Origin of the sequence: Kineococcus radiotolerans SRS30216 = ATCC BAA-149, from assembly GCF_000017305.1 — a bacterium.
Taxonomy (GTDB): domain Bacteria; phylum Actinomycetota; class Actinomycetes; order Actinomycetales; family Kineococcaceae; genus Kineococcus; species Kineococcus radiotolerans.
This window is the reverse complement of sequence record NC_009664.2, coordinates 3,315,242-3,340,953: the sequence shown is the minus strand read 5'-3', so window position 1 is coordinate 3,340,953 and position 25,712 is coordinate 3,315,242. Positions and strand designations below refer to the sequence as shown.

The window sequence follows — 25,712 nt, the reverse complement described above, 5'->3', positions numbered from 1 at the left end:
GGTAGACGACGGGTGGGGCCGTCACGGCCCCGTCGCGGGCCGGTTCCGGCGGGCGGGGCGGATGGACCGGTCCAGGCGGTCCAGCCGGTCCAGGTAGCGCAGGGCGCGCCCGGTCCCGGGCGGCGGGGCGGACACGAACGTGTCCCGTCGCCGGAGGGCGGCGAAGTCGATCGCGGGCCCGTTCGCGAACCGGACACCGGCCCCCGCCATCACCGTCGCGAACTCCTGCGCGACCAGGCCGTACCCGCACGCGGTGGGGTGCAGGCCGTCCAGCCCGATGATCCCCCCCGACAGCAGCCGGCCCCCCTCGTCGGTGACCGGGAACCGGGTGTCCAGCCCCGCCAGCGCGGGCGGCAGCGGCAGCGGCGGGAACTCCGGGGGACGCGCGCCGAGCTCGTCGTTGCGCCGCACCGCGAGCCGGTCGAGCAGGGCCGCGCAGTCCACGACCCGCCAGTCCCGCCCCCGGCGGCGCTCGGTCTCCACCAGTTCCAGCAGGGCCCGGTTGTAGCCGTCGATCGCGAGGTCGACCGCCCACGCCTCGAACCCCGTGAGGTGCTCGTCGCGGGCCGGGTCGAAGCTCCGCTCGCTCGCCCACGGCCGCGCGTACCAGCGGAAGTAGCGCGGGCACTCCGGCAGGGCACCGCCGAGCCCCCTGGTGATCGGGGGGATCGTGACGTGCGGGACGGTCCCCCACAGCACCCGGTCGGCGTCGACGGCGCGCACGGCCGCGGCCAGGTCGGCGAGCTCGGCGCGGAAGTGCGGCAGCGTCCACACCGTGTACCGGTCCTTGACCCCCACCTCGCGGAACCGCGGCCCGCTCGGGACGACGTCGAGGGAGACGACGCTGCGCAGCGCGTTGTTCGCGCCCAGCCACACGCAGAGCGTCTCCACGCCCTCGCGGCCCAGGTCGCGGGCCGCCTCCAGGGTGGTGAGCGCGTGCCCGTCGGCGGCCCGGGAACCGTCGAGCACCGCCACGGCGGCGCGGGCGTTGGCGGTGTCCACCAGCGGGTTCAGGCGCGAGGAGCGGATGCGGGCCCGTTCGGTGTCGGCCGTGCGGGACAGGTGGTCGCGCAGGTCCCACCCCCACACCCCCAGGGCCTCCGAGGGCGGGCCGCCGGGTGGGCCGGGGTCGACCTCGTAGGCCCGCTGCACCTCCAGGACGTAGCGCAGGCCGTCCACCAGCCCGGGCAGCAGCGGCCGCCCCAGGACCCGGCGGGCCAGGCGCTCCAAGTTCAGGGGGTAGCCGCCCGGGCCGCGGTCCACCGGCCGCGCCAGCGGCGTCCCCAGCCGCTCCGCGACCAGCGCCGGCCAGCTCAGCGACGTGTCGGGCACGGCGTAGTGCTGGAACCCCTGGGTCAGGGAGTCGCCCACCGCGACGAGGCGGTGGGCCCGCTCGCGCGCGGCCCCCGCACCGGGCACGTCGACGCCCAGGGTCGGGTCCTCCACCGGCGGGCGCACGGCCGTCGTCGGGGTGAGGCCCAGCGCGGTCGCGAGCGGTTCCAGCGGCACGGGGCGCAGTCTGGACCCCGCCGGCCCACCGCGCCCCGGCAGGGCCCGTACGCTGCGACGGTGGAGGATCCAGCGGGCCGACGGGTCGACTACGGCGACCGGCGCTTCGACGAGCACGACCTCGCGCCCACCCCCCTGGCCCAGTTCCAGGCCTGGTACTCCGACGCCGTCGAGGCCGGGGTCGTGGAACCCAACGCGATGACCGTCGCCACCGCCGGCGCCGACGGCGTCTCGGCCCGCACGGTGCTGCTCAAGGCCGTCGACGGGCGGGGGTTCGTGTTCTACACCAACCAGCGCTCGCGCAAGGCCCTCGCCATCGCCCACGACCCGCGGGTCGCGCTGCTCTTCACCTGGCACGGCACCCACCGCCAGGTGGCCGTGCGGGGGACGGCCGAGGAGGTCCCCCGCGCCGAGACCGAGGCGTACTTCGCCAGCCGGCCCTACGGCTCGCGCATCGGCGCCTGGGTCAGCGAGCAGTCCCGGACCACCCCGTCGGCGGCCGCGCTGCACGAGCGCGAGGCGCAGCTGCGCGAGCGCTGGCCCGACACCGGCTCCCCGGACGACGTCCCGACCCCGCCGCACTGGGGCGGGTACCTGGTGCGCGCGCTGGAGGTGGAGTTCTGGCAGGGGCGCACCTCCCGCCTGCACGACCGGCTCGTCCTCGTCGCCGCGGACGGCCCGGCGCGCCTGGACGACCCCGCGCCCTGGCGGACCGAGCGCCGTCAGCCCTGAGGCGCGCCCGCCTCGCCCCGGCCGGCGACCTCGGACGTCTCGGCGGTGGCCGGTCCCACCCGCAACCGCAGGGAACGGGCGCCGTCGTAGAGGACGGTGGCCGCCTTCCACCCCCAGCGCTCCCCGGGGCGGTAGTCGTCGGCGGGCACCAGGCGGGCGGCGAGGTCCGGGCGCAGGCGCCGCAGGTAGCGCCGGGCGCGCAGGGCGTGCACCGGCGACGAGGCGATCGCGATGCGGCTGCCCGCGGCGAGGTCGTCGAGGGTGAAGGCGATGTTGTCCCACGTCGAGGTCGCGGCCTCCTCCCGGCGCAGGCGCCCGGGCGCCACCCCCAGCACCCGGCGGGCGTGCTCGGCCATGACCGCGGCCTCGCTGCGCCCGCGCGCCGGGGCGTACCCGGAGAACACCAGCAGCGCCGAGGACGACGAGCGCACCGCGATCTCGGTGCGCCAGCGCTGCACCGGGTGCAGCGTGCCGTCCCGGCGGGAGGGGTGGCCCAGGACGAGGACCACGTCGGGTTCCCCGCCGCCGCGCCCGCCCGGGAACCCGCAGCGCGCCGCGACGGCGTGCACGAGCTCGACGGCGAGGACCGTCGCGGCCGCCGCCAGCAGACCGGGGCCCAGGAACGCCCCGGGGCCGTTCGTCCGCGCACGCACACCCGCCACCCTGGCGCCTCCGGCGTCGTCGGGCAAAGGGACGCTCACCCCTCCTGCCGAGCCAGCACCCGGCCGAGGACCGCCAGGCCCTCCCCGAAGCGCTCCGGCTCCGGCCCGGAGTAGTTCAGCCGCACGAAGGGCCCCGACGGTTCCGCCGGGAACCACTCGTCGCCCGCGGCGACGACGACCCCCTCCCGCTCGCACTCCCCCACCAGCCGCTGCACGTCGGTCGCGTCAGGCAGGCGCACCCACAGGTTCAGCCCCCCGGCGGGGACCAGCGGCAGGTGCGCGCCCGGGACGTGGCGGGCCAGCTCCTCCACCATCAGGTCGCGGCGCGCGCGCAGCCGGTGCCGCATCGAGCGCAGGTGCGTCCGCCACCCCGGGGCCGTCACGACCTCCAGCGCGGCGGCCTGCAGGACGCCGCTGACGTAGACCGACTCGGCCAGGCGGTCGGCGACGATGCGCTCGCGGGCCGGTCCGCGGGCGACGAGGGCACCCACCCGGACGGCCGGCGACACGCTCTTGGTCAGCGAGCGCAGGTGGACCACGTGCCCGCCGTCGTCGCGGGCCGCGGCGGGGGCGACCTCGCCGTCGAGGGCGAAGTCGTGGGCCCAGTCGTCCTCGACGAGGAAGGCGTCGTGGGCGCGCACGACGTCGAGGACCTCCTCGACGCGCCGTGCGCTCCAGCGGACGCCGGTGGGGTTGGCGAAGGTGGGCTGGGCGTAGAACACCCGGGCCCCGCTCTCGGTGAAGGCCCGGGCGAGGTCGGCGGGGTCCGGCCCCTGCGGGCCCCCGCGCACCGGGACGACGTCGACCCCGGCCTGGGCGGCGGCCAGCAGCGCCCCCCAGTACGTCGGGGACTCCACGAGTACCGGCTGCCCGGCCCCGGCCAGGGCGCGGAACACCGAGCAGAGCCCGCTCTGGGTCCCCGGCAGCACGACGACGTCGCGGGCCGTGGGCGCGGTCGTCCCCGGGGCGGTGACGGCGGCGAGCTCGGCGGCGAACCACGCCCGCAGGTCGGGGTGGCCCTCCACCGGGGACCGGGTCCACCCGGCCTCCCCCCGTCCAGCCCGGGCGAAGGCGTTGCGCAGCAGCCGTTCGGGCAGCAGGTCCAGGGCGGGGTACCCGGAGTGGAGGGCGACCGCGTCGGGGGCCGCCGCCCGCACCGGCGCCGACACCGCGGGCGGGCGGGTGTGCGGGGCGCGCAGGGCGGCGGTCTGCCAGCCGTAGTCGGCCGGGCGGACCGGGCGGGCCCCCCGGACGAAGGTGCCGACCCCCGGGCGGGACTCGACGAGCCCGGCGGCGGTCAGGCGGCGGAACGCCTTCTGCACCGTCACCGGGCTCACCGCGAACCGGGCCACGAGCTCGCGGTTGGAGGGCAGCCGGGCCCCGGGGGCGGCGGTGTCGACCCACGCCCGCAGCTCCGCCACGATCCGGCTGGTGCTATCGTCGTTCATGAGGATGCAGAGTAACGCTACTGTCGTCGGCGGGTCGGTGCTACCCCCGCCCCCCGCGCCCGCCGCGGGGCTGGCCTGGGGCGCCCTCGGGGTCCTCGCGTTCTCCCTCACCATCCCCCTGACCCGGGTCGCCGTGGGCGGGCTGGACCCGCTGTTCACCGGCGCCGGCCGCGCGGTCGTCGCCGCCGCCCTCGCCGGCGCGGCGCTGCTGCTGACCCGGGCCCCCCGCCCGACCCGCCGGCAGTGGCGGCGCCTGGCCCTCGTGGCCGGCGGCGTCGTCGCCGGGTTCCCGCTGCTCACCTCCTTCGCCCTGACCAGCGCACCGGCCGCCCACGGCGCCGTGGTCGTCGCCCTGCTCCCGGCGGCCACCGCGGTCACCGCCGTGCTGCGCACCGGGGAGCGGCCCTCGCGGGCGTTCTGGGCGGCGGCCGCGGCCGGGGCGGTGTGCGCCGTCGCGTTCGCCGCCCGCGACGGGGGACCCGGGGGGCTGCACCGGGCGGACCTGCTGCTGTTCGCGGCGGTCCTCGCCGCCGCCGTCGGCTACACCGAGGGCGGGCTGCTGGCCCGCGAGCTCGGCGCGTGGCCGACGATCTCGTGGGCGCTCGTGCTCGCGGCGCCGGCGGCGCTGGCCGTCACCGCGGCTTCCTCGCTGGCCGCGCCCCCCCGCGGCGACGGCCGGGCAGTGGGCCGCCTTCGGCTACCTGGCCGTGGTGAGCGCGTTCCTGGGGTTCTTCGCCTGGTACCGCGGGCTGCGGATCGGGCCGATGGCCCGCGTCAGCCAGGTCCAGCTCGTGCAACCCGTCCTGACCATCGCCTGGGCCGCGCTGCTGCTCGGCGAACCGCTGACCGCGACGACCGTCGCGGGGGGCCTGGCCGTCGTGGGGTGCGCCGCCCTCGCCGTCCGCACCAGGATCCGATCGTGACAAGCTGGCACGGACCGACCACCGACCGACCCGGGAACCAGGACGAGGCAGGACGATGAAGCTCGAGCAGTCCGACAAGCTGGCCGACGTCCTCTACGACGTGCGCGGCCCCGCCCTGCGCCGCGCCCAGCAGCTCGAGGAGGCCGGCCACCGGATCCTCAAGCTGAACATCGGCAACCCGGCCCCGTTCGGCTTCGAGGCCCCCGAGGAACTGCTCCAGGACATGGTCGCCAACCTGCCGGTGGCGCAGGGCTACAGCGACAGCAAGGGGGTTCCCTCCGCCCGCCGCGCGGTGGTGCAGTCCAGTCAGCTCAAGGGCGTCCCCGGGGTCGACGTCAACGACGTGTACATGGGCAACGGGGTCAGCGAACTCATCGTCATGACGATGCAGGCGCTGCTCAACGACGGCGACGAGGTCCTCGTCCCGGCCCCGGACTACCCGCTGTGGACCGCCGCGACGAGCCTCGCCGGCGGGCGCGCCGTGCACTACCTCTGCGACGAGTCCGCCGGCTGGGAACCCGACCTCGACCACCTGCGGGCGCAGGTGACCCCGCGGACCAAGGCGATGGTCGTCATCAACCCCAACAACCCCACCGGCGCGGTGTACGGCAAGGCCGTGCTCGAGGGGATGCTCCAGGTCGCGCGCGAGCACGGCCTGCTCGTCCTGTCCGACGAGATCTACGACAAGATCCTCTACGACGACGCCGTCCACGTCTCCACGGCCTCGCTGGCCCCGGACCTGCTGTGCATCACGTTCAACGGGCTGTCCAAGGCGTACCGGGTGGCGGGTTTCCGGTCCGGCTGGATGTACCTGTCCGGTCCCAAGGGGCACGCCGCCGGGTTCGTCGAGGGCCTCGACCTGCTGGCGAACATGCGCCTGTGCGCCAACGTCCCCGCCCAGCACGTCGTGCAGGCGGCGCTGTCGGGGCACCAGTCCATCAACGACCTCGTCCTGCCCGGCGGGCGGCTGGCCGAGCAGTCGCACCGGACGTGGGAGCTGCTGAACCAGATCCCCGGGGTCAGCTGCGTGAAACCCCGCGGGGCCCTGTACTGCTTCCCCCGGCTCGACCCCGAGGTGCACCGGGTCGAGGACGACTACCAGCTCATCGTCGACCTGCTGGAGTCCCAGCACGTGCTCGTCGTGCAGGGCACCGGGTTCAACTGGCCCAAGCCCGACCACTTCCGGATCGTGACCCTCCCCCGCGTGGAGGACCTGGAGAGCGCCGTGGGGCGCATCGGCACGTTCCTCACCGGGCGGCTCGCCGGCCGCTGAGGCCGGCCCGCCCACCCGGCGGCGGGGTCAGCGTCGCGAGCGGCGACCGGCCGCGCGCTTGGCGGCGTACATCGCGGTGTCGGCCGCGCGCAGGAGACCGGTGACGTCCTGCGCGTGGTCGGCCAGCGCCGCCACGCCCACGCTCGCCCCCACCCGCACCGACGTCCCCTCGACCGCGACGGGTTCGCGCAGCGCCGCGGCGAGGCGGGCCGCGAGGTCCTCCGCCTCCGCCCGGGTGGTCCCGCGGAGCAGCACGGCGAACTCGTCCCCGCCGAGGCGGGCCGCGACGTCCTCGGCCCGGACCTCCCGGCGCAACCGGCGGGCGACCTCGCGCAGCAGCTCGTCGCCGGCGGAGTGGCCCAGGGCGTCGTTGACCCGCTTGAACCCGTCGAGGTCCAGCAGGAGGAGCGCGCCGCCCTCCGCACCCGGGGCCGTCGCCGCGGCGATCGCGTCCAGCAGCCGGCGGCGGTTGGGCAGACCGGTCAGCTCGTCGTGGTCGGCGTGGAACCGCAGCTCCTCCAGGTGGGCCCGCTCGGACTGCCGCAACCGGGCGCTGTCGACGACCAGCGCCCCCTCCAGGGCCAGCTGCTGCGCCACCCGGCGGTCGCGGTCGCTCCAGGTGCGGGTCGCGCCGACGTCGCCGCAGACGACCATCCCCACCGCCCCGGAGGCCGAGAGCAGGGGCATCGCGACGTAGCTGCGCAACCGCATCGTCGCGATGAAGCCGCCGGGACGCCCCGGGGCGTCCGCGGTGTCGTCGGCGAGGACGGGTCCCCCCTCGCGCAGGGCCCGGCGCCAGACCGGCGAGTCCCCGGCGAGCCGGCCCAGGACCTGGACCCGCAGCGCCTCGGCGACCTCCGCCGGGACCCCGAGGTCGAGCAGGTCGTGGACGCGCCCGCCGGGGTCGATGAGGTGCACCGCGACGCGCTCGGTGCCGAGGACCTGCGCGGTGACCCGGGCGAGGACCTCCCCGGCCTCGCGCACCGTCGCGGCCCGGGTGCCCTCCTCGAACAGCCGGCGGACCGCCCCGGCCGCGGCCGTGTCGAGGGCGCGCGCCCGGCGCACCGCGCCGGCCTCCACGACGAGGGCCACGTGGTGGGCGAGCCCGCGCGCGAGGTCGGGGGGCAGCCGCAGCCCGGGGGCGCCGGTGAGGACCAGCCGGCCGAGGTCCTCGCCGAACAGCCGCAGGGGCAGCACCAGCGCCCGTCCCCCCGCCGCCTGCGCGCCGTCCGCCTCGACCCGCGCCGCGAGCACGCCGCAGGGGCGGGCCAGCCGGTCCACGACGACCCCCAGCAGCGCCTCGAGGTCCGCGGGCCGGTCGGTGACGAGGTCGTGCAGCTCCGCCAGCAGCGCGACCGCGGGGTCCGCCGCCGGGGTCCTCGAGGGGGAGGGCTGCGGGGTCACGTCAGCAGGTGTCGGCCACCTGGGGCCCGGGCTGGACCGCGGCGCGCGGGAACGGGGTGAGGTTCACCCGGCCGCCACGTAGAGCAGCCGGTCACCCCGGCGCAGGACCCCCAGCTCGGGGTCCCGGTAGCGCAGGGTCCGCCCCTCCCGCACCACGGCCAGCACCGGCACGTCGAGGTCCTCCGCGCCGCGCCCGACCTCCTGCGCGGTCACCGGGCGGTCGGCCAGGTCCAGACCCGCGCCGAAGGAGACCAGGTCCTCGACCACCTCGACCGCGGCGGGGCTGTGGGCGGCCAGCCCCAGCAGCCGGCCCGTCGTCTCCGAGGAGACGACCACCGAGCTCGCCCCGCTCTGGCGCAGCAGGTCGGCGTGCTCGGCCTCCCGGGCCGAGGCCACCACGGTGATCGTGGGGTTGATCCGCCGCAGGGCCAGGGTGGCCAGGATGGAGGTGTCGTCGCGGTCCACGGCGACCACCACGCGGGCGGCCCGCTCCACGAGGGCGGCGGTGAACGTCGCCGAGCGGGTGACGTCGCCGGTGACGCAGACGTAGCCGTCCTCGGCCGCGTCGGCCGTCATCGCCGGGTTGCGGTCGACGACGACGATCCGGTCGACGGGCTGGCCCTGCAGGCGCAGCGCGCGGACGGCGTTGCGGCCCTTGGTGCCGTAGCCCAGGACGATGACGTGGTCGCGCATGCGGGACCTCCACCGCGCGAGGCGGATCTCGGTGCGGGAGCGTTCGGTGAGGGCCTGGATGGTGGTCCCCACGAGGACGATGACGAAGAGGACGCGCATCGGGGTCACGACGAGCGCGTTGACCAGCCGCGCGGCGTCGCTGGTGGGGACGATGTCGCCGTAGCCGGTCGTGGAGAGGGTCACCGTCGTGTAGTAGAGCGCGTCGGTGACCGAGACCGCGCCGTCCAGGTTGTCGGTGTAGCCGTCCCGCTCCAGCAGCACCATCCCCCAGGCCGCGAGGACGAGAGCCAGGGCCACGCCGAGCCGTGCGGCGATGGCCACCAGCGGGGACAGCGGCCGCCTGCGGGGCAGGCGCAGGCGGACGTCGGGACGGGGCACGTCAGGAGTCTGCCGTGCCGGGGGTCGATCGGCACGGCGCCGGGGCCGGCACGGGCGGGGCCGCGGGTGCGGGAGCGGTCCGGGGGGACTAGGCAGGGGGCGTGGACATCGCAGACATCCTGCTGGACGGCTACGGCCGCATCTCCCCCGTGGTGCACGCGGCGGTCGAGGGCCTGGACGAGGAGGCGCTGAGCATGCGCCTGGACGAGGGGGCGAACTCCATCGCGTGGCTCGTGTGGCACCTGACCCGGGTGCAGGACGACCACGTCAGCGAGGTCGCGGGGCACGAGCAGACCTGGACCGCGGACGGGTGGGCGGAGCGCTTCGGGCTGCCCTTCGGGCCGGGCGAGACGGGCTACGGCTTCAGCGCGGAGCAGGTCGGGCGGGTGCGGGCGGGGGCGGACCTGCTCACCGGGTACCTCGACGCGGTGTCGGCCCGGACCGCGCAGTACCTGCGGGGCCTCACCGGCGCCGACCTCGACCGCGTCGTCGACGACGCCTGGGACCCGCCGGTCACCCTGGGCGTGCGGCTGGTCAGCGTCCTGGACGACGACTTGGAGCACGCCGGGCAGGCGGCCTTCGTGCGCGGCGTCCTCGACCGGCGCTGAAGGACCCCCGAACGCGACGATCCCCGCCCCAGCCGGAGCCGGGACGGGGATCGCGTGACGGTCAGACCGTCAGCGTCTGCAGATCAGAGACGCGTGACGTTCGAGGCCTGGGGGCCCTTGGCGCCCTGGGTCACTTCGTACTCGACCTGGTCGTTCTCTTCCAGGTTGCGGAAGCCGTTGCCGGCGATCGCGGAGTAGTGGACGAAGACGTCCGGGCCGCCGTCAGTCGGGGCGATGAAGCCGAAGCCCTTTTCGCCGTTGAACCACTTGACAGTTCCCTGAGCCATGAAGGCCTCCTCAAGGTATGCGCTCCACCGGAGTGGAACTCGTCGCCGAGGGGCTGACCTGTCTGGAAAGCGTGCTGGACCCTCGAGTTAGTCCCCGGGGCGCATCATGCACGTCGAGAAACTGCGACTGAGAGAAAGCTACCACGATCAGGTCCGGGGTGCGCAACCCCCCGCGGCGGGGACGTCAGTTGCTGCGCAGCTGGGACACCAGCGGGCACCGGAACGGGTCGCGCGCGGCCAGCCCGACCTCGTTGAGGTAGGTGGTGATGTCGCGCAGCGCCTGCGGCAGCGACGTCTCGGTGTAGTCGATGCCGTGCTCGGCGCAGAAGCGGCGCACGAAGGGCTGCACGGCCCGCAGGTTGGGCCGGGGCAGGCTGGGGAAGAGGTGGTGCTCCACCTGGAAGTTCAGCCCGCCCATGAAGAGGTCCACGAACCAGCCGCCGGAGATGTTGCGCGACATCAGCACCTGGCGGCGGATGAAGTCGACCTTCGTCTCGCGCGCCACGATGGGCATGCCGACGTGGTTGGGGGCGAAGGCCCCGCCCATGGAGACCCCGAAGGCGCCCATGTGGACGGCGAAGAAGGCGGCCCCGCGGGCCGGGCCCAGCAGCAGCACCAGCGCGCTGAGGTAGACGGCCCAGTGCACGACGATCAGCGAGGCGTCGATCCAGCGCTTCTTCGTCCGGCGGCCCGTGATGAGCGACTTCGTCGAGTCGGCGTGCAGGTTGAGCCCGGCCAGCAGCAGCAGCGGGTAGAACCAGTAGCCCTGCTTGGACGTGGCCCAGCGCAGCAGCCCGCGACGGCTCGCCGCGGCCTCCTCGTGGAAGGAGACGACCTCGGACTCGATGTCGGTGTCGATCCCGCGCGCGTTGGGGGCCTGGTGGTGCTTGGTGTGCTTGCCCATCCACCAGCCGTAGCTCAGGCCGGTCAGCAGCGCCGCGAAGATCCGCGCCGCCCACTCGTTGCCGCGGTGGGAGGCGAAGATCTGCTTGTGCGCCCCGTCGTGGCCGAGGAAGGCGAACTGGGTGAGCACCAGGGCCAGCGGCACGGCGGTGAGCAGCACGAGCCAGGAGTCGCGGAGCAGGACGGTGCCGGCCACGACCACGGCGAAGGCCACGGTAGTGAACGCGATGCGCCACCAGTAGTGCCCGGTCCGCCGGCGCATCAGCCCGGCCTCCTGGACGGCGGCGGTCAGCATCGCGTACGGCGTCGAACGGCGCGGGCGCGACGTCGGCTCTTCGGTGGACAGGGTCGTCACAGGTCTCCTCGCGGGCGTGTGGAGGACGACCGGGCGGCGCGTCCTCGCGCAGTGTCCGGGGAGTGGGCCCGTGATCAGACACAGCGGTGTTCGGGTTCCACTGCGAACGGTTCCGCAGCAGCCCCACGTTAGGCCAACGAACCGAACCCGCCAACGGTGCCCGCACGGACGCGACTAGGCTTCTGCGGTGCCGTTTCGCGGCACGCAGGGCACCGCGCACAGGAGAGAGCCGCACCAGTGAGCCAGTCCACCGGGTCGACCGGGTCCGGGGTCTCCCCCGACGTCGCGTCGGCCGTCGCCCTCGAGGACGCCCACGTCGCCACCCTCTACGCCCGCCTCGACGTGCTGCGCGCCCAGACCGCCGACCAGCTCGCCGAGGTGCGCCGCACCCTGGCCACGGGCACCCACCAGAGCCGCTTCGAGCGGGACGCCTTCGCCACCCTCTACGAGGACCGGCTCTCCCAGCTGTGGTCGGTGGAGAACCGCCTGTGCTTCGGGCGCCTGGACCTGCAGCCGGGCACCGAGGACCCCCGCCGCTACGTGGGCCGCCTCGGGCTGGCCGACGAGCGCGGCAACCAGGTCCTCGTCGACTGGCGCGCCCCCGCGGCCCAGGACTTCTACCAGGCCACCGCCGCCGCCCCCCGCGACGTCGTGCGCCGCCGGCACCTGCTGACCTCCGGCCGGCGCGTCACCGGCGTCGACGACGAGGTGCTGGTGGCCGCCGAGGGCGAGCGCACCACCGGGGACGCGGCCCTGCTGGCGGCCGTGACCGCCCCCCGCACCGGGCGCATGGGCGACATCGTCGCCACCATCCAGGCCGAGCAGGACCGGGTCATCCGGGCCTCCGAGCGCGGGGTCCTCGTCGTCCAGGGCGGACCCGGCACGGGCAAGACCGCCGTCGCCCTGCACCGGACGGCGTTCCTGCTCTACACCCACCGCGACCGCCTCGCCCGCAGCGGCGTGCTGCTGCTGGGCCCCAGCCCGGTGTTCCTGCGCTACGTCGAGCAGGTCCTGCCCGCGCTCGGGGAGACGGGCGTGGTGACGATGACGCTGGCGGAGCTGTTCCCCGGGGTCGTGGGCCGCGGCGACGAGCCCCCCGCCGCGGCGCGGGTCAAGGGCTCGCTGCGGATGGTCGACGTCCTCGACGCCGCCGTCGCCGACCGCCAGCGGGTCCCCGCGCGGCCGCTGCGCTTCGACGTCGACGGCACCCGGCTGCTGCTGCGTCCCGACGCGGTCGCCGCCGCCCGCACCCGCGCCCGGCGCAGCCGCAAGCCGCACAACGCGGCCCGGGTGACGTTCGTGCGCGAGCTGCTCAACACCCTGGTCACCTCCCTGGCCCGCTCCCGGGGGGTCGACCTGAACGAGGAGCGCGACGACCTCGTCACCGAGCTGCGCGAGCACGTCGACGTCCGGCGCGAGATCAACCTGTGCTGGATGCCGCTGACCCCGCAGAAGGTCCTCGCCGGCCTCTACCGCGACCCCGGCCTGCTGGAGCGGGTCGCCCCGCAGCTGTCCGCGGCCGAGCGCGCGGCCCTGCACCGGGAGGACCCCACCGCCTGGACCGAGGCCGACGTCCCGCTGCTCGACGAGCTCGCCGAGCTGCTCGGCCCCGTCGAGGAGTCCGCCGGCCGGGCCCGCCGCGACGCCGACCGCGAGGAGCAGGTCGCCTACGCCCGCAAGGTGCTGGAGGACTTCGAGGCCTCCGGGGTGGGCAACCCGCTGGTGAGCCCGGAGCTGCTCGCCGACCGCTTCTCCACCGACGGGCCCACCGGCACCGTGGCCGAGCGCGCCGCCGCCGACCGCACCTGGGCCTACGGCCACGTCGTCGTCGACGAGGCGCAGGAGCTGTCCGCGATGGCCTGGCGGCTGGTCGAGCGGCGCTGCCCGTCGCGGTCGATGACCCTCGTCGGCGACGTCGCCCAGACCTCCAACCCCGCCGGGGCCCGCAGCTGGGCGCAGGCCCTCAAGCCCGTCGTGGACGACCGCTGGCGGCTGGAGGAGCTGACGGTCAACTACCGCACCCCCGCCCGCATCGCCCGGGTCGCGGCCGACGTCCTGCGCGCCGCGGGGATCTCCGCGAACCCGCCGACGCCGGTGCGCGAGGGCGAGCACGACCCGGTCGCGGTGGCGCTGGCCGGGGACGGCGGGGACGCCGCGCGGGTCGTGGAGGTGGTCCGCGCGCGCTTCGCGTCGCTGGACGAGGGCCGGATCGCGCTCATCACCGCCGAGGTCCGCGGGGACCTGGGCTCCGACGCGCTGCGCGCCGCGGTCGCGGCGGCGCTGCCGCCCGGCGCGGTCGCGACCTCCCCCGACGACCTCGACGCGCCGGTCTCGGTGATCGACGTGCAGCGGGCCAAGGGGCTGGAGTTCGACGTCGTCGTCCTCGTCGAGCCGGGCGCCGTGCTGCGCCGCCCGCGCGGGGCCAACGACCTCTACGTCGCCCTGACCCGCGCCACGCAGGAGCTGCACGTCCTGCACGCCGAGCCCCTGCCCGCCGGGATGGCCTCGATCGGGTGAGGCCGCGACCGGGCACGACCCAGACGCGGCGGGGGCGGTGAACGCCCGGCCCCGGGTCGTCCTCCTGCTGACCGGGGGGACGATCGGCACCGCCGGCGGCGACGACCTCGACCGCCTCGACTACGTCGACGACGGCCGCGCCCTGGACGACGAGGAGGCGCTGGCGCTCTACCGCTTCCCCGACGAGGTCGAGGTGTCGGCGCGGCGGGTCGCCCGCGTCCCCAGCACCCTCGTCGACGAGGGGTTCTGGGCGCAGCTGCGCGCCCGGGTGCTGGCCGTGGCCCGCGACGAGCCGGACGTCGCCGGCGTCGTGGTCACCCACGGCACGGCCACCCTGGAGGAGACCGCCTACGTCCTGCACCTGACCCTGGCCACCGACCTGCCGGTCGTGCTCGTGGGGGCCCAGCGCCCGCCTACCGCCCTCGGCTCCGACGCCCAGGTCGGGCTGCTCAACGCCGTGCGGGTCGCGGCCTCCCCCGCCGCCCGCGGGCACGGGGTGCTGGTGGTGATGGACGACCGGGTCCTGTCCGCGCGCGACGTGGTCAAGACGTCCAACGGCGGGCTGGACGCCTTCCGCGCCCGCGACCACGGCGCGCTCGGCGACGTCGACCCCTACGGCGGGGTCTGGTTCTACCGCCGGCTCCTGCGTCGGCACACCCTCGGCTCCCCCTTCTCCGCCGACCCCGCCCCCCGCTGGCCGCGGGTCGAGGTGGTGCCCGTGTGGGCCGGTGCCGACGGGCGCGTCGTCGAGCGGCCCGTCGCCGACGGCGCGCGCGGGCTGGTGGTGGCCTCGCTGCCGCCGGGGATGAACCCCCCGGCGGTCGAGGTGGCGATGAGCCGGGCGGTGGCGGCCGGAGTGGTCGTGGTGGTCGGCAGCCGCGCGGCCACCGGCCGGGTGACGCACCGGCGGGCCTTCGCGGAGCGCGGGCTGGTCGGCAGCGACACCCTCTCCCCGCCGCAGGCGCGGATCCTGCTGTCGCTGTGCCTGGCGGCGGGGATGGACCGGGACGCGGTGGTGGACGCCTTCGCGACCTGCTGAACCGGGCGCCGCCCGTCGCCGCCGCCGTCACCGCCGCCGCCGTGGGCGGGGGCCGGCGGGAGGTGCTCGCGGGGTCTCCCGCCGTGTCGGTGGTCCGTGCTGTGCTGTGCACCGTGACGACCTCCGACACGCCGATGACGACGTTCGAGCTCGAACCCCGCCTCGCCGACCACCGGGCCGAGCTGAGGGGCTACTGCTACCGCATGCTCGGTTCCGCCTTCGACGCCGAGGACGCCGTGCAGGACACCATGGTCCGGGCGTGGAAGGGCATCGACGGCTTCGAGGGGCGCTCGGGGCTGCGGTCCTGGCTCTACCGGATCGCCACCAACGTCTGCCTCACGATGATCGAGAGCCGCGGGAAGCGGGCCCGCCCGATGGACCTCTCGGCCAGCGCCTGGGAACCGGTCGAGGCGTCGCTGGCCCACCGCCGCTCCGAGGACACCTGGCTGGAGCCGATGGTCGACGACCGCGTGCTCCCGCAGGCGGGTGACCCGGCCGACATCGCCGTCGCCCGGGAGTCGGTCCGCCTCGCCTTCGTCGCCGCGCTGCAGCACCTGCCGCCCCGCCAGCGGGCGGTCCTCATCCTGCGCGACGTGCTGCGCTGGCGGGCCGAGGAGGTCGCGACGCTGCTGGAGACGACGACGGCGTCGGTCAACAGCGCGCTGCAGCGGGCCCGCGCCACCCTCGCCGAGCGCCCCGACGTCGACCGGGCCCAGCCCCTCGACGACAGCCACCGCGCGCTGCTGGAGGAGTACGTCCGGGCCTTCGAGGCCTACGACATCGACGCCTTCGTGCAGCTGCTCGCGGCCGAGGTCACCCAGAACATGCCGCCGTTCGAGCTGTGGCTGCAGGGCGCCGACGACATCGCCGCCTGGATGCTCGGCCCCGGCCACCTGTGCCGCGGGTCCCGGCTCGTCCCGGTGACGGTCAACGGTTCCGCCGCCTACGCGCACTACAAGCCCGTCGGGGCGCAGGGCGAGCTCGTGCCGTTCGCCATCCAGGCGCTGGAGCTGGCCGGGGGCCGGATCGTGCGGATCACCTCGTTCCTGGACACCCGGTTGTTCGACCTCTTCGGCATCCCCCGCACCCCGCCCGCCTGAGCCCGGTCCGCGGCGGCGGTGCCCGGCCGGGGCGGGCGCCTAGACTCCCCCCGATGCCCACGGCCCCAGCTCCGCGCACCCTCGCCGAGGACCTGCGTTCGCGCGCGGACGAGGACCTCGTCGTCCTCTTCTCCCAGCGCCCCGACCTCGCCGCGCCCCTGCCGACGTCCTCCACCGCCCTCGCCACGCGCGCCACCACGCGCGCCAGCACCCAGCGGGCCCTGGAGCGGCTGGACACCCCGGCGCTGCAGGTGGCCGAGGTGCTCGCGGTGCTGCCGGACCCCACGAGCGTGACCGCGGTGTCGAGGGCGTGGGGCGCCAAGGCCGGTGACGTCGTCGCGCAGCTGCGCCGGCGGGCCCTGCTCTGGGGACCGGACCGCCGGCTGCACCTGGTCTCCGCCGTCCGCGACCTGCTCGGCCCGCACCCGGCGGGGCTCGGCCCGCCCCTGGCCGACGCGCTGGGCCGCCGCTCCCCGCAGCGGCTGGCCGACCTGCTGGAGGACCTCGGCCTGGAGGTCAGCCACGACCCCGAGGTGGCGCTGACCCGGCTGAGCGCGCACCTCGCCGCGGCCGACACCGTGGAGACGCTGCTGGTCGACGCCCCCGAGGGGGTCCGGACGGTGCTGGAGAAGCTGACGTGGGGACCGCCGACGGGTGCCGTCGAGCGCGCGGACCGGCAGGTGCGGACCGCGACGTCGACCGGGCCGGTGGACTGGCTGCTCTCCCGCGGCCTGCTGGCGGTGTCGGGCCCGGGCACCGTCGTGCTGCCGCGCGAGGTGGGGCTGGCCCTGCGCGGCGGCCGCGTGCACCGCGCCCCCGACCGCCGACCGCCGGAGCTGGCGACGACACCGCGCCGGCCCGAGGCCGTGCTGGGCGCGTCCGCGGGAGCCGCGGCGGAGGCGTGCCGGCTGGTCGACGAGCTGGGCCGGCTGTGGGGCAGCGCCGGGCCGCCGGTCCTGCGCGCCGGCGGTCTGGGGGTCCGGGAGCTGCGCCGGACGGCCGCGGCGCTGGAGGTCGACGAGGCCACCGCCGCGCTCGTCGTGGAGACGGCGTGGGTCGCCGGGCTGGTCGCCGACGACGGCGAGGTCGAGCCGCGGTGGCTGCCGACCCCGGCCTACGACACGTGGGTGGAGGACGACCTGCCGCAGCGGTGGGTCCACCTCGCCAGCTGCTGGCTGACCGGCACCCGGGTGCCGGCGATGGTCGGCACCCGCGACGCGAAGGACTCCGCGCGCAACGCCCTGGGACCCGACCTCGACCGCGCCTCGGCGCTCGCGGTGCGCCGGGCGGTGCTGGGCGAGCTGGCCGGGCTGGCGCCGGACGTGGCCGCGAGCCCCGAGTCGCTGGTGGCGCGGCTGCGCTGGCAGGCCCCGCGGCGGGCGAGCAAGCTGCGCGACGACCTCGTGGGCTGGACCGTGCGCGACGCCTCCTGGCTGGGGGTGCTCGGCGCGGGGGCCCTGTCCCCGGCCGGGCGGGCGCTGCTGGTCGACGACGAGGTCGCCGCCGCGGCCGCGCTGGCCGCGGCGCTGCCGCGCCCGGTGCGCGAGGTGCTGCTGCAGGCCGACCTCACCGCGGTCGCGCCCGGGCCGCTGGAGACGCACCTGGCCCGCCGCCTGGAGTCGCTGGCCCGGGTGGAGAGCCGCGGCGGCGCGACGGTGTACCGCTTCGACGCGGCGTCGGTGCGCCGCGGCCTCGACGACGGCCAGACCGCCGACGAGGCCCTGGACTTCCTCGCGGCGCTGTCCTCGACGGGGGTGCCGCAGCCGCTGGAGTACCTCGTCCGCGACGTCGCCCGGCGCCACGGCCGGGTCCGGGTGGGCCGGGCCGGGGCCTACGTCCGCGCCGAGGACCCGTCCCTGCTCGCCGAGCTCGTCGCCGACAAGCGCTGCACCGCGCTCCGCCTGCGCCGGCTCGCCCCGACGGTGCTGGTGGCGGCGGCGGACCCGGACGAGGTCCTGTCGGTGCTGCGCGAGGTCGGGGTGGCCCCCGCGGCGGAGGGCCCCGACGGCGAGCTGGTGCTGCGGCGCCCGACGGCGCTGCGCTCGGGACCGCGCCCCTCCCCGCGACCGGTGACGGGCGAGCCCCCGGCCCCGGGGGCGGCGCTGCTCGCGGCGGCGGTGCAGACGGTGCGGGCCGGGGACGAGGACGCGGCGGAGAACGAACGGCGCCGGGACCGGAACCGGGAGGCGCCCGCGCTGCCGGCGATGGACCCCTCGACGTCGATCGCGCTGCTGCGCGACGCGGTGGGGCGGCGGCGCGCGGTGTGGATCGGGTACGTCGACGCGAGCGGCTCGGCGAGCCGGCACCTGGTCGAGCCGCTGGGGGTGGAGGGCGGTCGCATCACGGCCTTCGACCACGAGGAGCGTTCCGTGCGGTCCTACTCGGTGCACCGGGTCACCGGGGTGGCCGAGGCGGGGGCCTGAGCGGAGGTCCCCGTCGGCGACGTGGGTTAGCGTCGTGCAGGCGCGCAGGCGCGAGCAGGACACCGGTACGAGACGTCACGGGAGCGCGAACCAGCATGAGCGACAGCGGTCAGGGCGGTGCGGGGCGGTCCTGGTGGGAGAAGCCCGACCAGGAGCCCACCCCGCAGGACCCCTACCGGGCGACGTCCGGGGACCGGGCCGGCCAGGACGCGGACGACCCGTACCGGCTCCCCCCGGTCGACCCGGGCACCGCGGTCCCGCCGACGGAGCACCTCCCCCAGCCCGATCAGCCGCACCACGGCTCCTCGCCGCAGGGGTCCTCGCCCTACGGGTCGTCGCCCCAGGGGTCGTCGCAGGGGTCCTCGCCGTACGGGCCGCCGTCGTCCGGGTCCCCGTCGTACGGGCCGCCGCAGCCGTCGTGGCCGGACCCGCGCTCCGGGTACCCGGGGCTGCCGAACCAGCAGTACCCCGGGCCCGCCGGCTACGGCCACGAGCAGCAGCCGCCGGTGGCGGGCGCGGCCCACGCCGTGCTGTGGACCGCCGTCGGGGGGCTGGCGCTGTCCCTGCTGTCCCTGGGCGCCCTCGGCTGGATCGCCTCGATCGTCGCGCTGGCCCTGGTCCCGGGAGCGCGCCGGGAGATCCTCGAGGCGCGCGGGGCCAAGCGGGGCCTCGGGTTCCTGCTCGCGGGCAAGATCTGCGCCTGGGTCAACATCGGCCTCACCGTCCTCCTCGTCCTCCTCGTCGTCGTGGCCGTGGGGGTCCTGGGCGCCGGCGGCTGGTTCGACTCCCCCTCGGCCTACGACTCGAACGGGCTGGACACCGGGTTCGGTGCCTGATCGTGGAAGTTCGCCGAGAGCTGCGGAGTTGAAGACCAGGTGACCGACGGCCCCCTCATCGTCCAGAGCGACAAGACCCTGCTGCTCGAGGTCGACCACCCCCGCGCCGGCGCGTGCCGGGCGGCGATCGCCCCCTTCGCCGAGCTGGAACGCGCCCCCGAGCACGTCCACACCTACCGGCTGACGCCGCTGGGGCTGTGGAACGCGCGCGCCGCGGGTCACGACGCCGAGCAGGTCGTCGACACCCTGCTGGAGTTCTCCCGCTACTCCGTCCCGCACGCCCTGCTCGTGGACGTGGCCGAGACGATGGCCCGCTACGGCCGGCTGCAGCTGGTGAAGGACGAGGAGCACGGTCTCGTGCTGCGCTCCCTGGACCCGGCGGTGCTGGAGGAGGTGCTGCGCAGCCGGAAGTCCGCGCCGCTGCTGGGCACCCGCATCGCCCCGGACGCGGTGCTCGTGCACCCCAGCGAGCGCGGCAACCTCAAGCAGGTCCTGCTGAAGCTCGGCTGGCCGGCCGAGGACCTCGCCGGCTACGTCGACGGCGAGGCGCACGCCATCGACCTCGCCGAGGACGGCTGGGCGCTGCGCCCGTACCAGTCCGAGGCCGTCGACAACTTCTGGAACGGCGGCTCCGGCGTCGTCGTGCTGCCCTGCGGGGCCGGCAAGACCCTCGTCGGGGCGGCCGCCATGGCCAAGGCCCGCGCGACGACGCTGATCCTGGTGACGAACACCGTCTCGGCGCGGCAGTGGCGCGACGAACTGCTCAAGCGCACGTCGCTGACCGAGGACGAGATCGGCGAGTACTCCGGTGCGCGCAAGGAGATCCGCCCGGTGACGATCGCGACGTACCAGGTCGTGACGACGAAGCGGAAGGGCGTCTACCCGCACCTGGAGCTCTTCGACGCCCGCGACTGGGGCCTCATCCTCTACGACGAGGTCCACCTGCTGCCCGCCCCGATCTTCCGGATGACCGCGGACCTGCAGGCCCGCCGCCGCCTGGGGCTGACGGCGACGCTGGTGCGCGAGGACGGCCGCGAGGGCGACGTGTTCTCCCTCATCGGGCCCAAGCGCTACGACGCGCCGTGGAAGGACATCGAGGCGCAGGGCTACATCGCCCCCGCCGACTGCGTCGAGGTCCGGGTCACCCTGCCCGACGCGGAGCGGCTGGCCTACGCCACCGCCGAGGACGACGAGAAGTACCGCCTCTGCTCGACCTCGCTGTCGAAGTCCCGGGTGGTGGAGAAGCTCGTGGCCCAGCACGCCGGGGAGCCGACGCTGGTCATCGGCCAGTACATCGACCAACTCGACGACCTCGCCGCGCGCCTGGACGCCCCGGTGATCAAGGGCGAGACCACGGTCAAGGAGCGGCAGCGGCTGTTCGACGCCTTCCGCCACGGCGAGATCACGACCCTGGTGGTCAGCAAGGTCGCGAACTTCTCCATCGACCTGCCCGAGGCGAAGGTCGCCATCCAGGTGTCGGGTTCGTTCGGGTCCCGCCAGGAGGAGGCCCAGCGCCTGGGCCGGGTGCTGCGCCCCAAGGGCGACCACGGCTCGGCGCGGTTCTACACCGTCGTCTCGCGCGACACCAAGGACCAGGACTACGCCGCGCACCGGCAGCGGTTCCTGGCCGAGCAGGGCTACGCCTACCGGATCGTGGACGCCGACGACATCGACGGCGGCGTCCCCGACGCCGACGGGGTCCTGCCCGGCTGAGGCGGGGGCGGGCCGGGGGCCCGCCTAGCGCGCGGCCGCGGGCAAGGGCTCGGGCACGTCCTGCGGGGTCGTGGGACCCGGCAGGGCCCGCCCGCGCTGGGCCAGCGCGGCCAGCAGCAGGTCGGCGGGTTCGGGGCGCGCGTCCTCGCGCGCCTCGAGCCACCCGAGGAGGCCGTCGGGGCGGTTGGTGATGACGCCGTCGACCCCGGCCTCGACCAGCACCCGCCACAGCGCCGCCTCGTCCACGGTCCACGGCCACACCGCCAGCCCGGCCGCGTGCAGCTCGGCCACCGCGGCGGGCCGCGCCGCCAGGGCGGCCACGGAGGGGTTGCAGGCGATGACGCCGAGGTCGCGGCGCAGGGCGCGGCCTTGCGCGAGGGCGTCGGCCTCCAGGTCGTCGAGCAGGACGGCCCGGCGCACGCGCGGGGCCAGCTGCTGCACGGTCGTCAGCGTGCTCACCTCGAAGCTCTGCAGCACGACCTGCTCCAGGGCGCTGCTGCGGCGCACCTCCCGCAGGACCCCCTCCACCTGCGCGCGGCCCCAGACGCCCTTCAGCTCCAGCAGCAGCTGGGCGCCGGGGTGCTGGGCCAGCAGGTCCAGCAGGTCGGCCAGCAGCGGGACGCGCTGGCCGCGGTAGGCGGCGGAGAACCACGCCCCGGCGTCGAGGCGGGCGAGGTCGGCGCGGGCGAGGTCGGCGACCCGGCCGCTGCCGCCGGTGGTGGCGTCGACCTCGGCGTCGTGGATGAGGACCGCGGAGCCGTCCGCGGCGGGGTGCAGGTCGGTCTCGACCATGTCCGCGCCGCAGCGCAGGGCGGCCTCGAACGCGGCGAGCGTGTTCTCCGGCGCCACGGAGGAGTACCCGCGGTGGGCGATGACGAGGGGTGGGCCCGCCGCCGGGGTGCTGGTCGGGAAGCTGCTGTCGATGGTCACCAGGGGTCTCCGCCCTGCTCGGATCGAGTGCCGGTGGGCTGCCCCGGCGCGTGCTCCGAGGAGCCTTCGGCACGTGCCGGGACGGCCTGAAGCCCCGCCGGGGCGCCTCACCCGTCCGGGGGTGGCGCCGCGGCGGGGACCGGGCCGGACCTCAGGCGGGGACGACGGAGCCCGGGTCGGCGACGTCGACCAGGACCTTCCCGACGGCGTCGCCCTCGACGGCCTCGTGGGCCGCGGCGGTCCGCTCCAGCGGGAAGCGCAGCAGCGGCAGGCCGTGCTCCTCCCCCACCGGCAGCGCCCCGTCGCGCAGGGCGGCGGTGATGTCCTCGAAGGCGGCGCTCAGCGCCTCGTCGCCCATCGTGTACATGAGGATGAACTGCAGCCGGGTGTTGAGGACCATGTGGGCGCGGATGTCGACGCGGACGTCGTCGCCGCCGTTGTTGGCGTAGCTGGCGATGGAGGCGCGGGGACGGACCACGGCCTGGTCGAACTCCAGGTTCGGCGCGATCGCGACCTCGACGACGAGGTCGACGCCCTCGGGGGCGACCTCGCGGATCGCGGCGGCGGGGTCGCCCTCGCGGTAGTTGACGACGTGGTCGGCGCCGGCGGCGGTGGCGAGGCGGGCCTTCTCCGGGCCGCTGACGGTGGTGACGACCCTCGCCCCGGCCCAGCGGGCGAGCTGGATCGCGGCGTGCCCGACGGCCCCGGCCCCGCCGGAGACGAGGACGGTGCGCCCGGCGAGGGCGCCGGGGGCCAGCCGCCGGGGGCCGTCCTCGGCGACGGTCAGCGCCCGGTGCGCGGTGACGGCCGGGACGCCCAGCGAGGCCCCGACGTCGAAGGAGACGCCGTCGGGCAGCCGGACCACGCGCTCGGCGGGCAGCACGGTGAACTCCTGCGCGGTGCCGGTCGGGCGGCCCTGGGCGGCCATGCACGTCCACACCCGGTCGCCCGCGGCGAGGTCGCTCACCCCGGGACCCACGGCGTCCACGACCCCGGCCCCGTCCTGGTTCGGGGTGATCTCGGGGAAGGCGAGCGCCTGCCCGTTGCCGCGGCCGCGGCGGGACTTCCAGTCGGTGGGGTTGACGCCCGACACGACGACGCGCACGCGGACCTCCCCGGCGCCGGGGACGGGCAGGGGCCGCTCCTCCAGGCGCAGGACGGAGGCGGGACCGGTCTCGGTGTGGATGATCGACTTCACGACCGTCGGCAACCCCCGCGGGCCCCGCCGGATTCCGGTTCACCTGCTGGACACGGTGGTGTCACACGTCGCACCTAGCGTGCGGCCGACCGTCGTCCCCCTGGAAGGACCCGCATGTTCCTCCCCCCCGGCTGCCTGGGCCCCCGCGCCCGCCGCGCCGCCGTCGGTGCCGCCGCCGTCTCGCTGACGGCGCTGGGCCTGCCCGCGATCGCCGCGGCCCCCGCCTCCGCCGCCGCACCGACGACCCCCTTCGTCTCCGAGCTGCACTACGACAACGCCGGCACCGACTCCGGTGAGTTCGTCGAGGTGCAGCTGCCCGCGGGCACGAGCTCGGCCGGCCTGTCGGTGGTGCTCTACAACGGCGGCACCGGCGCCACCTACGACACCGACGCCCTGCCCGCGGTCACCGCGCCCGCCGACGCGCCGGCCGTGGCCGTCGTCGACTACCCGGCGAACGGCGTCCAGAACGGCTCCCCCGACGCCGTCGCGCTCGTCCGCGGCGGCGAGGTGCTCGAGTTCCTCTCCTACGAGGGCACCTTCGCCGCGACGAACGGCCCGGCCGCGGGGCGCACCAGCACCGACATCGGCGTCTCCGAGGCGGGCACCGAGCCGGCCGGCCAGTCGCTCTCGCGCACCGTCACCGCCGACGGCACCTCGACCTGGTCCGGCCCCGCCGCGGCCACTCGCGGCGCGGTCAACGCCCCGGCCGCCACCCCCCAGCCGCCCGCCCCCGGCCGGGCCGTCGAGATCGGCGCCGTGCAGGGCACCGGCGCGACGACGCCGCTCGCCGGGCAGCAGGTCACCGTCACCGGTGTCGTCGTCGGCGACACCCCGGGCCTGTCCGGGTTCTACCTGCAGGACCGCGACGGCGACGGGGACCCGGCCACCTCCGACGGCGTGTTCGTCTTCAGCGCCGCGGCCGTGGACCTCGGCGACACCGTCACCGTGACCGGCCAGGCGCAGGAGTTCGGCGGCCAGACGCAGGTCCGCGCCTCCGGCGTCGCGGTCGTCGCCGAGGGCGGCGCCTCCGACCTGCCCGCGCCCGCCGCGCTGGACCTGCCCGCCGACGCCGCCGCCCGCGAGCGGCTGGAGGGGATGCGCGTGGTCCCCGCCGACCGCCTCACGGTCAGCGAGGTGTTCGACCTGACGTCCTTCGGCGAGCTGACCCTCTCCGAGGGGGGTGTGCTCGTGCAGCCCACCGAACTGGCCCGTCCCGGCGCCGGCGCGCAGGCGATCGCCGAGGAGAACGCCCGGCGCAGCATCGTCCTCGACGACGCCGTCAGCGCCCGCGCCAGCGTCACCGCCCGCCCGTACCTGAGCCCGACCACGCCCGTGCGCGTCGGGGACGAGGTCAGCTTCACCGAGCCGCTGGTGCTGGGGTACGGCTTCGACGCGTGGCGGCTGCAGCCGGCGGACGGCACCGCCGACGGCGTCTTCGCCCCGCAGGACACCCGCCCGCAGGCCCCCGAGGCCGTCGGCGGCGACGTGCAGGTCGGCGCGTTCAACGTGCTGAACTACTTCCTCACCCTCGGCGGGGCCGGTCGCGGCGCCACGAGCCAGGCCGAGCTGGAGGAGCAGGCCGGGAAGATCGTGCCCGCGATCCGCGCGCTGGGCGCGGACGTGGTGACCCTCATGGAGATCGAGGACACCGCCTCCACCGGCCGGAACCCCGGGAACGCCGACCTCGCGCTGGAGGACCTGGTGCGGCGGCTGAACACCGCGGCCGGGTCCCAGGAGTGGGCGTACGTGCCGATGCCGGCCGAGCTGTACGCGGTGGACCGCGACGTCATCCGCAACGCGATCATCTACAAGCAGGACGTCGTGCAGCCGGTCGGCGAGCCCGTCGGCCTGGTCGACGAGACCGTGTGGTCCAACGCCCGCGAGCCGATCGCGCAGACGTTCGTCAAGGACGGCGACGCGTTCACCGTGGTGGCCGACCACTTCAAGTCCAAGGGCGGCACCGGCACCGGTGACAACGCCGACACCGGGCAGGGTTCCTTCAACGGCGACCGCGTCCGCCAGGCGCAGTCGCTGGCCGGGTTCCTCGCCCGCCTGCGCGAGAGCACGGGCGATGCCGACGTGGTGGCGCTGGGCGACTTCAACGCCTACACGCAGGAGGACCCGATCGAGGTCCTGCGCACCGACGCGGGCCTGGTCGACCTCGGTGAGCGGTTCGACGCGGGCCGCTACAGCTACGTCTTCGACGCGCTGTCCGGTTCCCTCGACCACGCGCTGGCCAGCGCGGAGCTGACGGCGAAGGTCACCGACGCCACCCACTGGAACATCAACTCGGTGGAGTCCTTCGCGTACCAGTACACCGGTGACCCGGCGCTGTACGCGCCGAACCCGTACCGCTCCAGCGACCACGACCCGGTCGTGTTCGGCATCGACCTCGACGAGCGCTGCCAGGGCCTGGTGCCCACGATCCGCGGCACCGCCGGCGACGACGTGCTGAAGGGCACCAACGGCCGCGACGTGGTCGTGGGCCTGGGCGGGAACGACGTCATCACCGGCGGCAACGGCGACGACGTGCTCTGCGGCGGCGACGGGGACGACCGGATCTCCGGCGGCAACGGCGACGACGTCCTGGTCGGCGGGACGGGGAAGGACGTCCTGAACGGGGACAACGGTTCCGACCGCCTCCTCGGCGGGGCGGGCGTGGACGTGCTCGACCAGGGCCGCGGCCAGGGCGTCGAGGACCCGGAGGGCCCCTGGTCCTGACCCGCTCCCCGGGAACGGTGCCCGGTCCGGCTCGCGCCGGGCCGGGCACCTCTCGCGTCC

At 76.1% G+C, this 25,712-nt stretch carries 19 protein-coding genes and 1 pseudogene; 11 read left to right on the top strand and 9 right to left on the bottom strand.

All coding sequences use genetic code 11. The features are described 5' to 3' along the window. Nucleotides 1–21 precede the first annotated feature (21 nt). On the bottom strand, nucleotides 22–1,509 hold the full coding sequence (locus KRAD_RS15955) for a hypothetical protein (RefSeq protein ID WP_012086679.1): 1,488 nt from the start codon (nucleotides 1,507–1,509) through the stop codon (nucleotides 22–24). Nucleotides 1,510–1,569: 60 nt separating this feature from the next. Between KRAD_RS15955 and pdxH the strand changes: the two genes are divergently transcribed. After that, nucleotides 1,570–2,241 (top strand): pyridoxamine 5'-phosphate oxidase, encoded by a 672-nt coding sequence (gene pdxH / locus KRAD_RS15950; protein WP_012086678.1) that lies wholly within the window; start codon nucleotides 1,570–1,572, stop codon nucleotides 2,239–2,241. On the opposite strand, the gene KRAD_RS15945 is transcribed toward pdxH, so the two are convergent. Then, nucleotides 2,232–2,894, bottom strand: coding sequence for a YdcF family protein (locus tag KRAD_RS15945; protein WP_049821236.1), 663 nt, complete (start codon nucleotides 2,892–2,894; stop codon nucleotides 2,232–2,234). The genes pdxH and KRAD_RS15945 overlap by 10 nt on opposite strands. 44 nt (nucleotides 2,895–2,938) lie before the next feature. Next, entirely contained in the window at nucleotides 2,939–4,351 is a 1,413-nt protein-coding gene (locus KRAD_RS15940) for an aminotransferase-like domain-containing protein (protein ID WP_012086676.1), read from the bottom strand. On the opposite strand from KRAD_RS15940, the pseudogene KRAD_RS27630 reads away from it, so the two are divergent. Together KRAD_RS27630 and KRAD_RS15930 are read left to right on the top strand one after the other, a co-directional pair. Then, nucleotides 4,350–5,274: pseudogene (locus tag KRAD_RS27630) on the top strand (DMT family transporter). The gene KRAD_RS15940 and the pseudogene KRAD_RS27630 overlap by 2 nt on opposite strands. A gap of 55 nt (nucleotides 5,275–5,329) precedes the next feature. Next, on the top strand, nucleotides 5,330–6,547 hold the full coding sequence (locus tag KRAD_RS15930) for a pyridoxal phosphate-dependent aminotransferase (RefSeq protein WP_012086674.1): 1,218 nt from the start codon (nucleotides 5,330–5,332) through the stop codon (nucleotides 6,545–6,547). A gap of 27 nt (nucleotides 6,548–6,574) precedes the next feature. On the opposite strand, the gene KRAD_RS24505 is transcribed toward KRAD_RS15930, so the two are convergent. Further along, a complete protein-coding gene (locus KRAD_RS24505) occupies nucleotides 6,575–7,951 on the bottom strand; it encodes a sensor domain-containing diguanylate cyclase (protein WP_012086673.1) in 1,377 nt (458 codons plus the stop codon). A gap of 63 nt (nucleotides 7,952–8,014) precedes the next feature. Continuing rightward, entirely contained in the window at nucleotides 8,015–9,022 is a 1,008-nt protein-coding gene (locus tag KRAD_RS15920; protein WP_012086672.1) for a potassium channel family protein, read from the bottom strand. A gap of 101 nt (nucleotides 9,023–9,123) precedes the next feature. On the opposite strand from KRAD_RS15920, the gene KRAD_RS15915 reads away from it, so the two are divergent. After that, nucleotides 9,124–9,630 (top strand): mycothiol transferase, encoded by a 507-nt coding sequence (locus tag KRAD_RS15915; protein WP_012086671.1) that lies wholly within the window; start codon nucleotides 9,124–9,126, stop codon nucleotides 9,628–9,630. Between the two features lie 83 nt (nucleotides 9,631–9,713). On the opposite strand, the gene KRAD_RS15910 is transcribed toward KRAD_RS15915, so the two are convergent. Both KRAD_RS15910 and KRAD_RS15905 read right to left on the bottom strand, forming a co-directional pair. Then, nucleotides 9,714–9,917 (bottom strand): cold-shock protein, encoded by a 204-nt coding sequence (locus KRAD_RS15910; RefSeq protein ID WP_012086670.1) that lies wholly within the window; start codon nucleotides 9,915–9,917, stop codon nucleotides 9,714–9,716. Nucleotides 9,918–10,101: 184 nt separating this feature from the next. Beyond that, nucleotides 10,102–11,175, bottom strand: coding sequence for a fatty acid desaturase family protein (locus tag KRAD_RS15905; RefSeq protein WP_012086669.1), 1,074 nt, complete (start codon nucleotides 11,173–11,175; stop codon nucleotides 10,102–10,104). Nucleotides 11,176–11,412: 237 nt separating this feature from the next. Between KRAD_RS15905 and KRAD_RS15900 the strand changes: the two genes are divergently transcribed. The 6 genes from KRAD_RS15900 to KRAD_RS15875 all read left to right on the top strand — a co-directional run bounded on the left by KRAD_RS15900 (nucleotide 11,413) and on the right by KRAD_RS15875 (nucleotide 20,803). Next, nucleotides 11,413–13,692, top strand: a complete 2,280-nt coding sequence (locus KRAD_RS15900; RefSeq protein WP_012086668.1) for a HelD family protein — start codon at nucleotides 11,413–11,415, stop codon at nucleotides 13,690–13,692. A 37-nt stretch (nucleotides 13,693–13,729) separates the two neighbouring features. Beyond that, complete coding sequence (locus tag KRAD_RS15895) at nucleotides 13,730–14,731, top strand: asparaginase (protein WP_012086667.1); 1,002 nt, start codon at nucleotides 13,730–13,732, stop codon at nucleotides 14,729–14,731. A gap of 113 nt (nucleotides 14,732–14,844) precedes the next feature. Continuing rightward, nucleotides 14,845–15,831 (top strand): sigma-70 family RNA polymerase sigma factor, encoded by a 987-nt coding sequence (locus KRAD_RS15890; protein ID WP_203417587.1) that lies wholly within the window; start codon nucleotides 14,845–14,847, stop codon nucleotides 15,829–15,831. A 53-nt stretch (nucleotides 15,832–15,884) separates the two neighbouring features. Next, a complete protein-coding gene (locus KRAD_RS15885; RefSeq protein ID WP_012086665.1) occupies nucleotides 15,885–18,254 on the top strand; it encodes a helicase-associated domain-containing protein in 2,370 nt (789 codons plus the stop codon). Between the two features lie 95 nt (nucleotides 18,255–18,349). Next, nucleotides 18,350–19,090 (top strand): hypothetical protein, encoded by a 741-nt coding sequence (locus tag KRAD_RS15880; protein ID WP_012086664.1) that lies wholly within the window; start codon nucleotides 18,350–18,352, stop codon nucleotides 19,088–19,090. Nucleotides 19,091–19,129: 39 nt separating this feature from the next. Beyond that, nucleotides 19,130–20,803, top strand: coding sequence for a DNA repair helicase XPB (locus tag KRAD_RS15875; RefSeq protein ID WP_012086663.1), 1,674 nt, complete (start codon nucleotides 19,130–19,132; stop codon nucleotides 20,801–20,803). A gap of 24 nt (nucleotides 20,804–20,827) precedes the next feature. Here KRAD_RS15875 and KRAD_RS15870 read toward each other — a convergent pair whose 3' ends face one another. Beyond that, nucleotides 20,828–21,733, bottom strand: coding sequence for a glycerophosphodiester phosphodiesterase (locus KRAD_RS15870; protein ID WP_012086662.1), 906 nt, complete (start codon nucleotides 21,731–21,733; stop codon nucleotides 20,828–20,830). A gap of 151 nt (nucleotides 21,734–21,884) precedes the next feature. Next, nucleotides 21,885–22,931, bottom strand: a complete 1,047-nt coding sequence (locus KRAD_RS15865; RefSeq protein WP_012086661.1) for an NADPH:quinone reductase — start codon at nucleotides 22,929–22,931, stop codon at nucleotides 21,885–21,887. 114 nt (nucleotides 22,932–23,045) lie between these two features. Here KRAD_RS15865 and KRAD_RS15860 point away from each other — a divergent pair, with 114 nt between their 5' ends. Further along, nucleotides 23,046–25,652, top strand: a complete 2,607-nt coding sequence (locus tag KRAD_RS15860; RefSeq protein WP_012086660.1) for an ExeM/NucH family extracellular endonuclease — start codon at nucleotides 23,046–23,048, stop codon at nucleotides 25,650–25,652. Nucleotides 25,653–25,712 lie beyond the last annotated feature (60 nt).

Excerpts from the sequence above, each read along its gene's own strand:
- KRAD_RS15940 (WP_012086676.1), bottom strand. The coding sequence starts at position 4,351 with ATGAACGACGATAGCACCAGCCGGATCGTGGCGGAGCTGCGGGCGTGG.
- KRAD_RS15930 (WP_012086674.1), top strand. The coding sequence starts at position 5,330 with ATGAAGCTCGAGCAGTCCGACAAGCTGGCCGACGTCCTCTACGACGTG.
- KRAD_RS15880 (WP_012086664.1), top strand. The coding sequence starts at position 18,350 with ATGAGCGACAGCGGTCAGGGCGGTGCGGGGCGGTCCTGGTGGGAGAAG.
- KRAD_RS15910 (WP_012086670.1), bottom strand. The coding sequence starts at position 9,917 with ATGGCTCAGGGAACTGTCAAGTGGTTCAACGGCGAAAAGGGCTTCGGC.
- KRAD_RS15860 (WP_012086660.1), top strand. The coding sequence starts at position 23,046 with ATGTTCCTCCCCCCCGGCTGCCTGGGCCCCCGCGCCCGCCGCGCCGCC.
- KRAD_RS15885 (WP_012086665.1), top strand. The coding sequence starts at position 15,885 with ATGCCCACGGCCCCAGCTCCGCGCACCCTCGCCGAGGACCTGCGTTCG.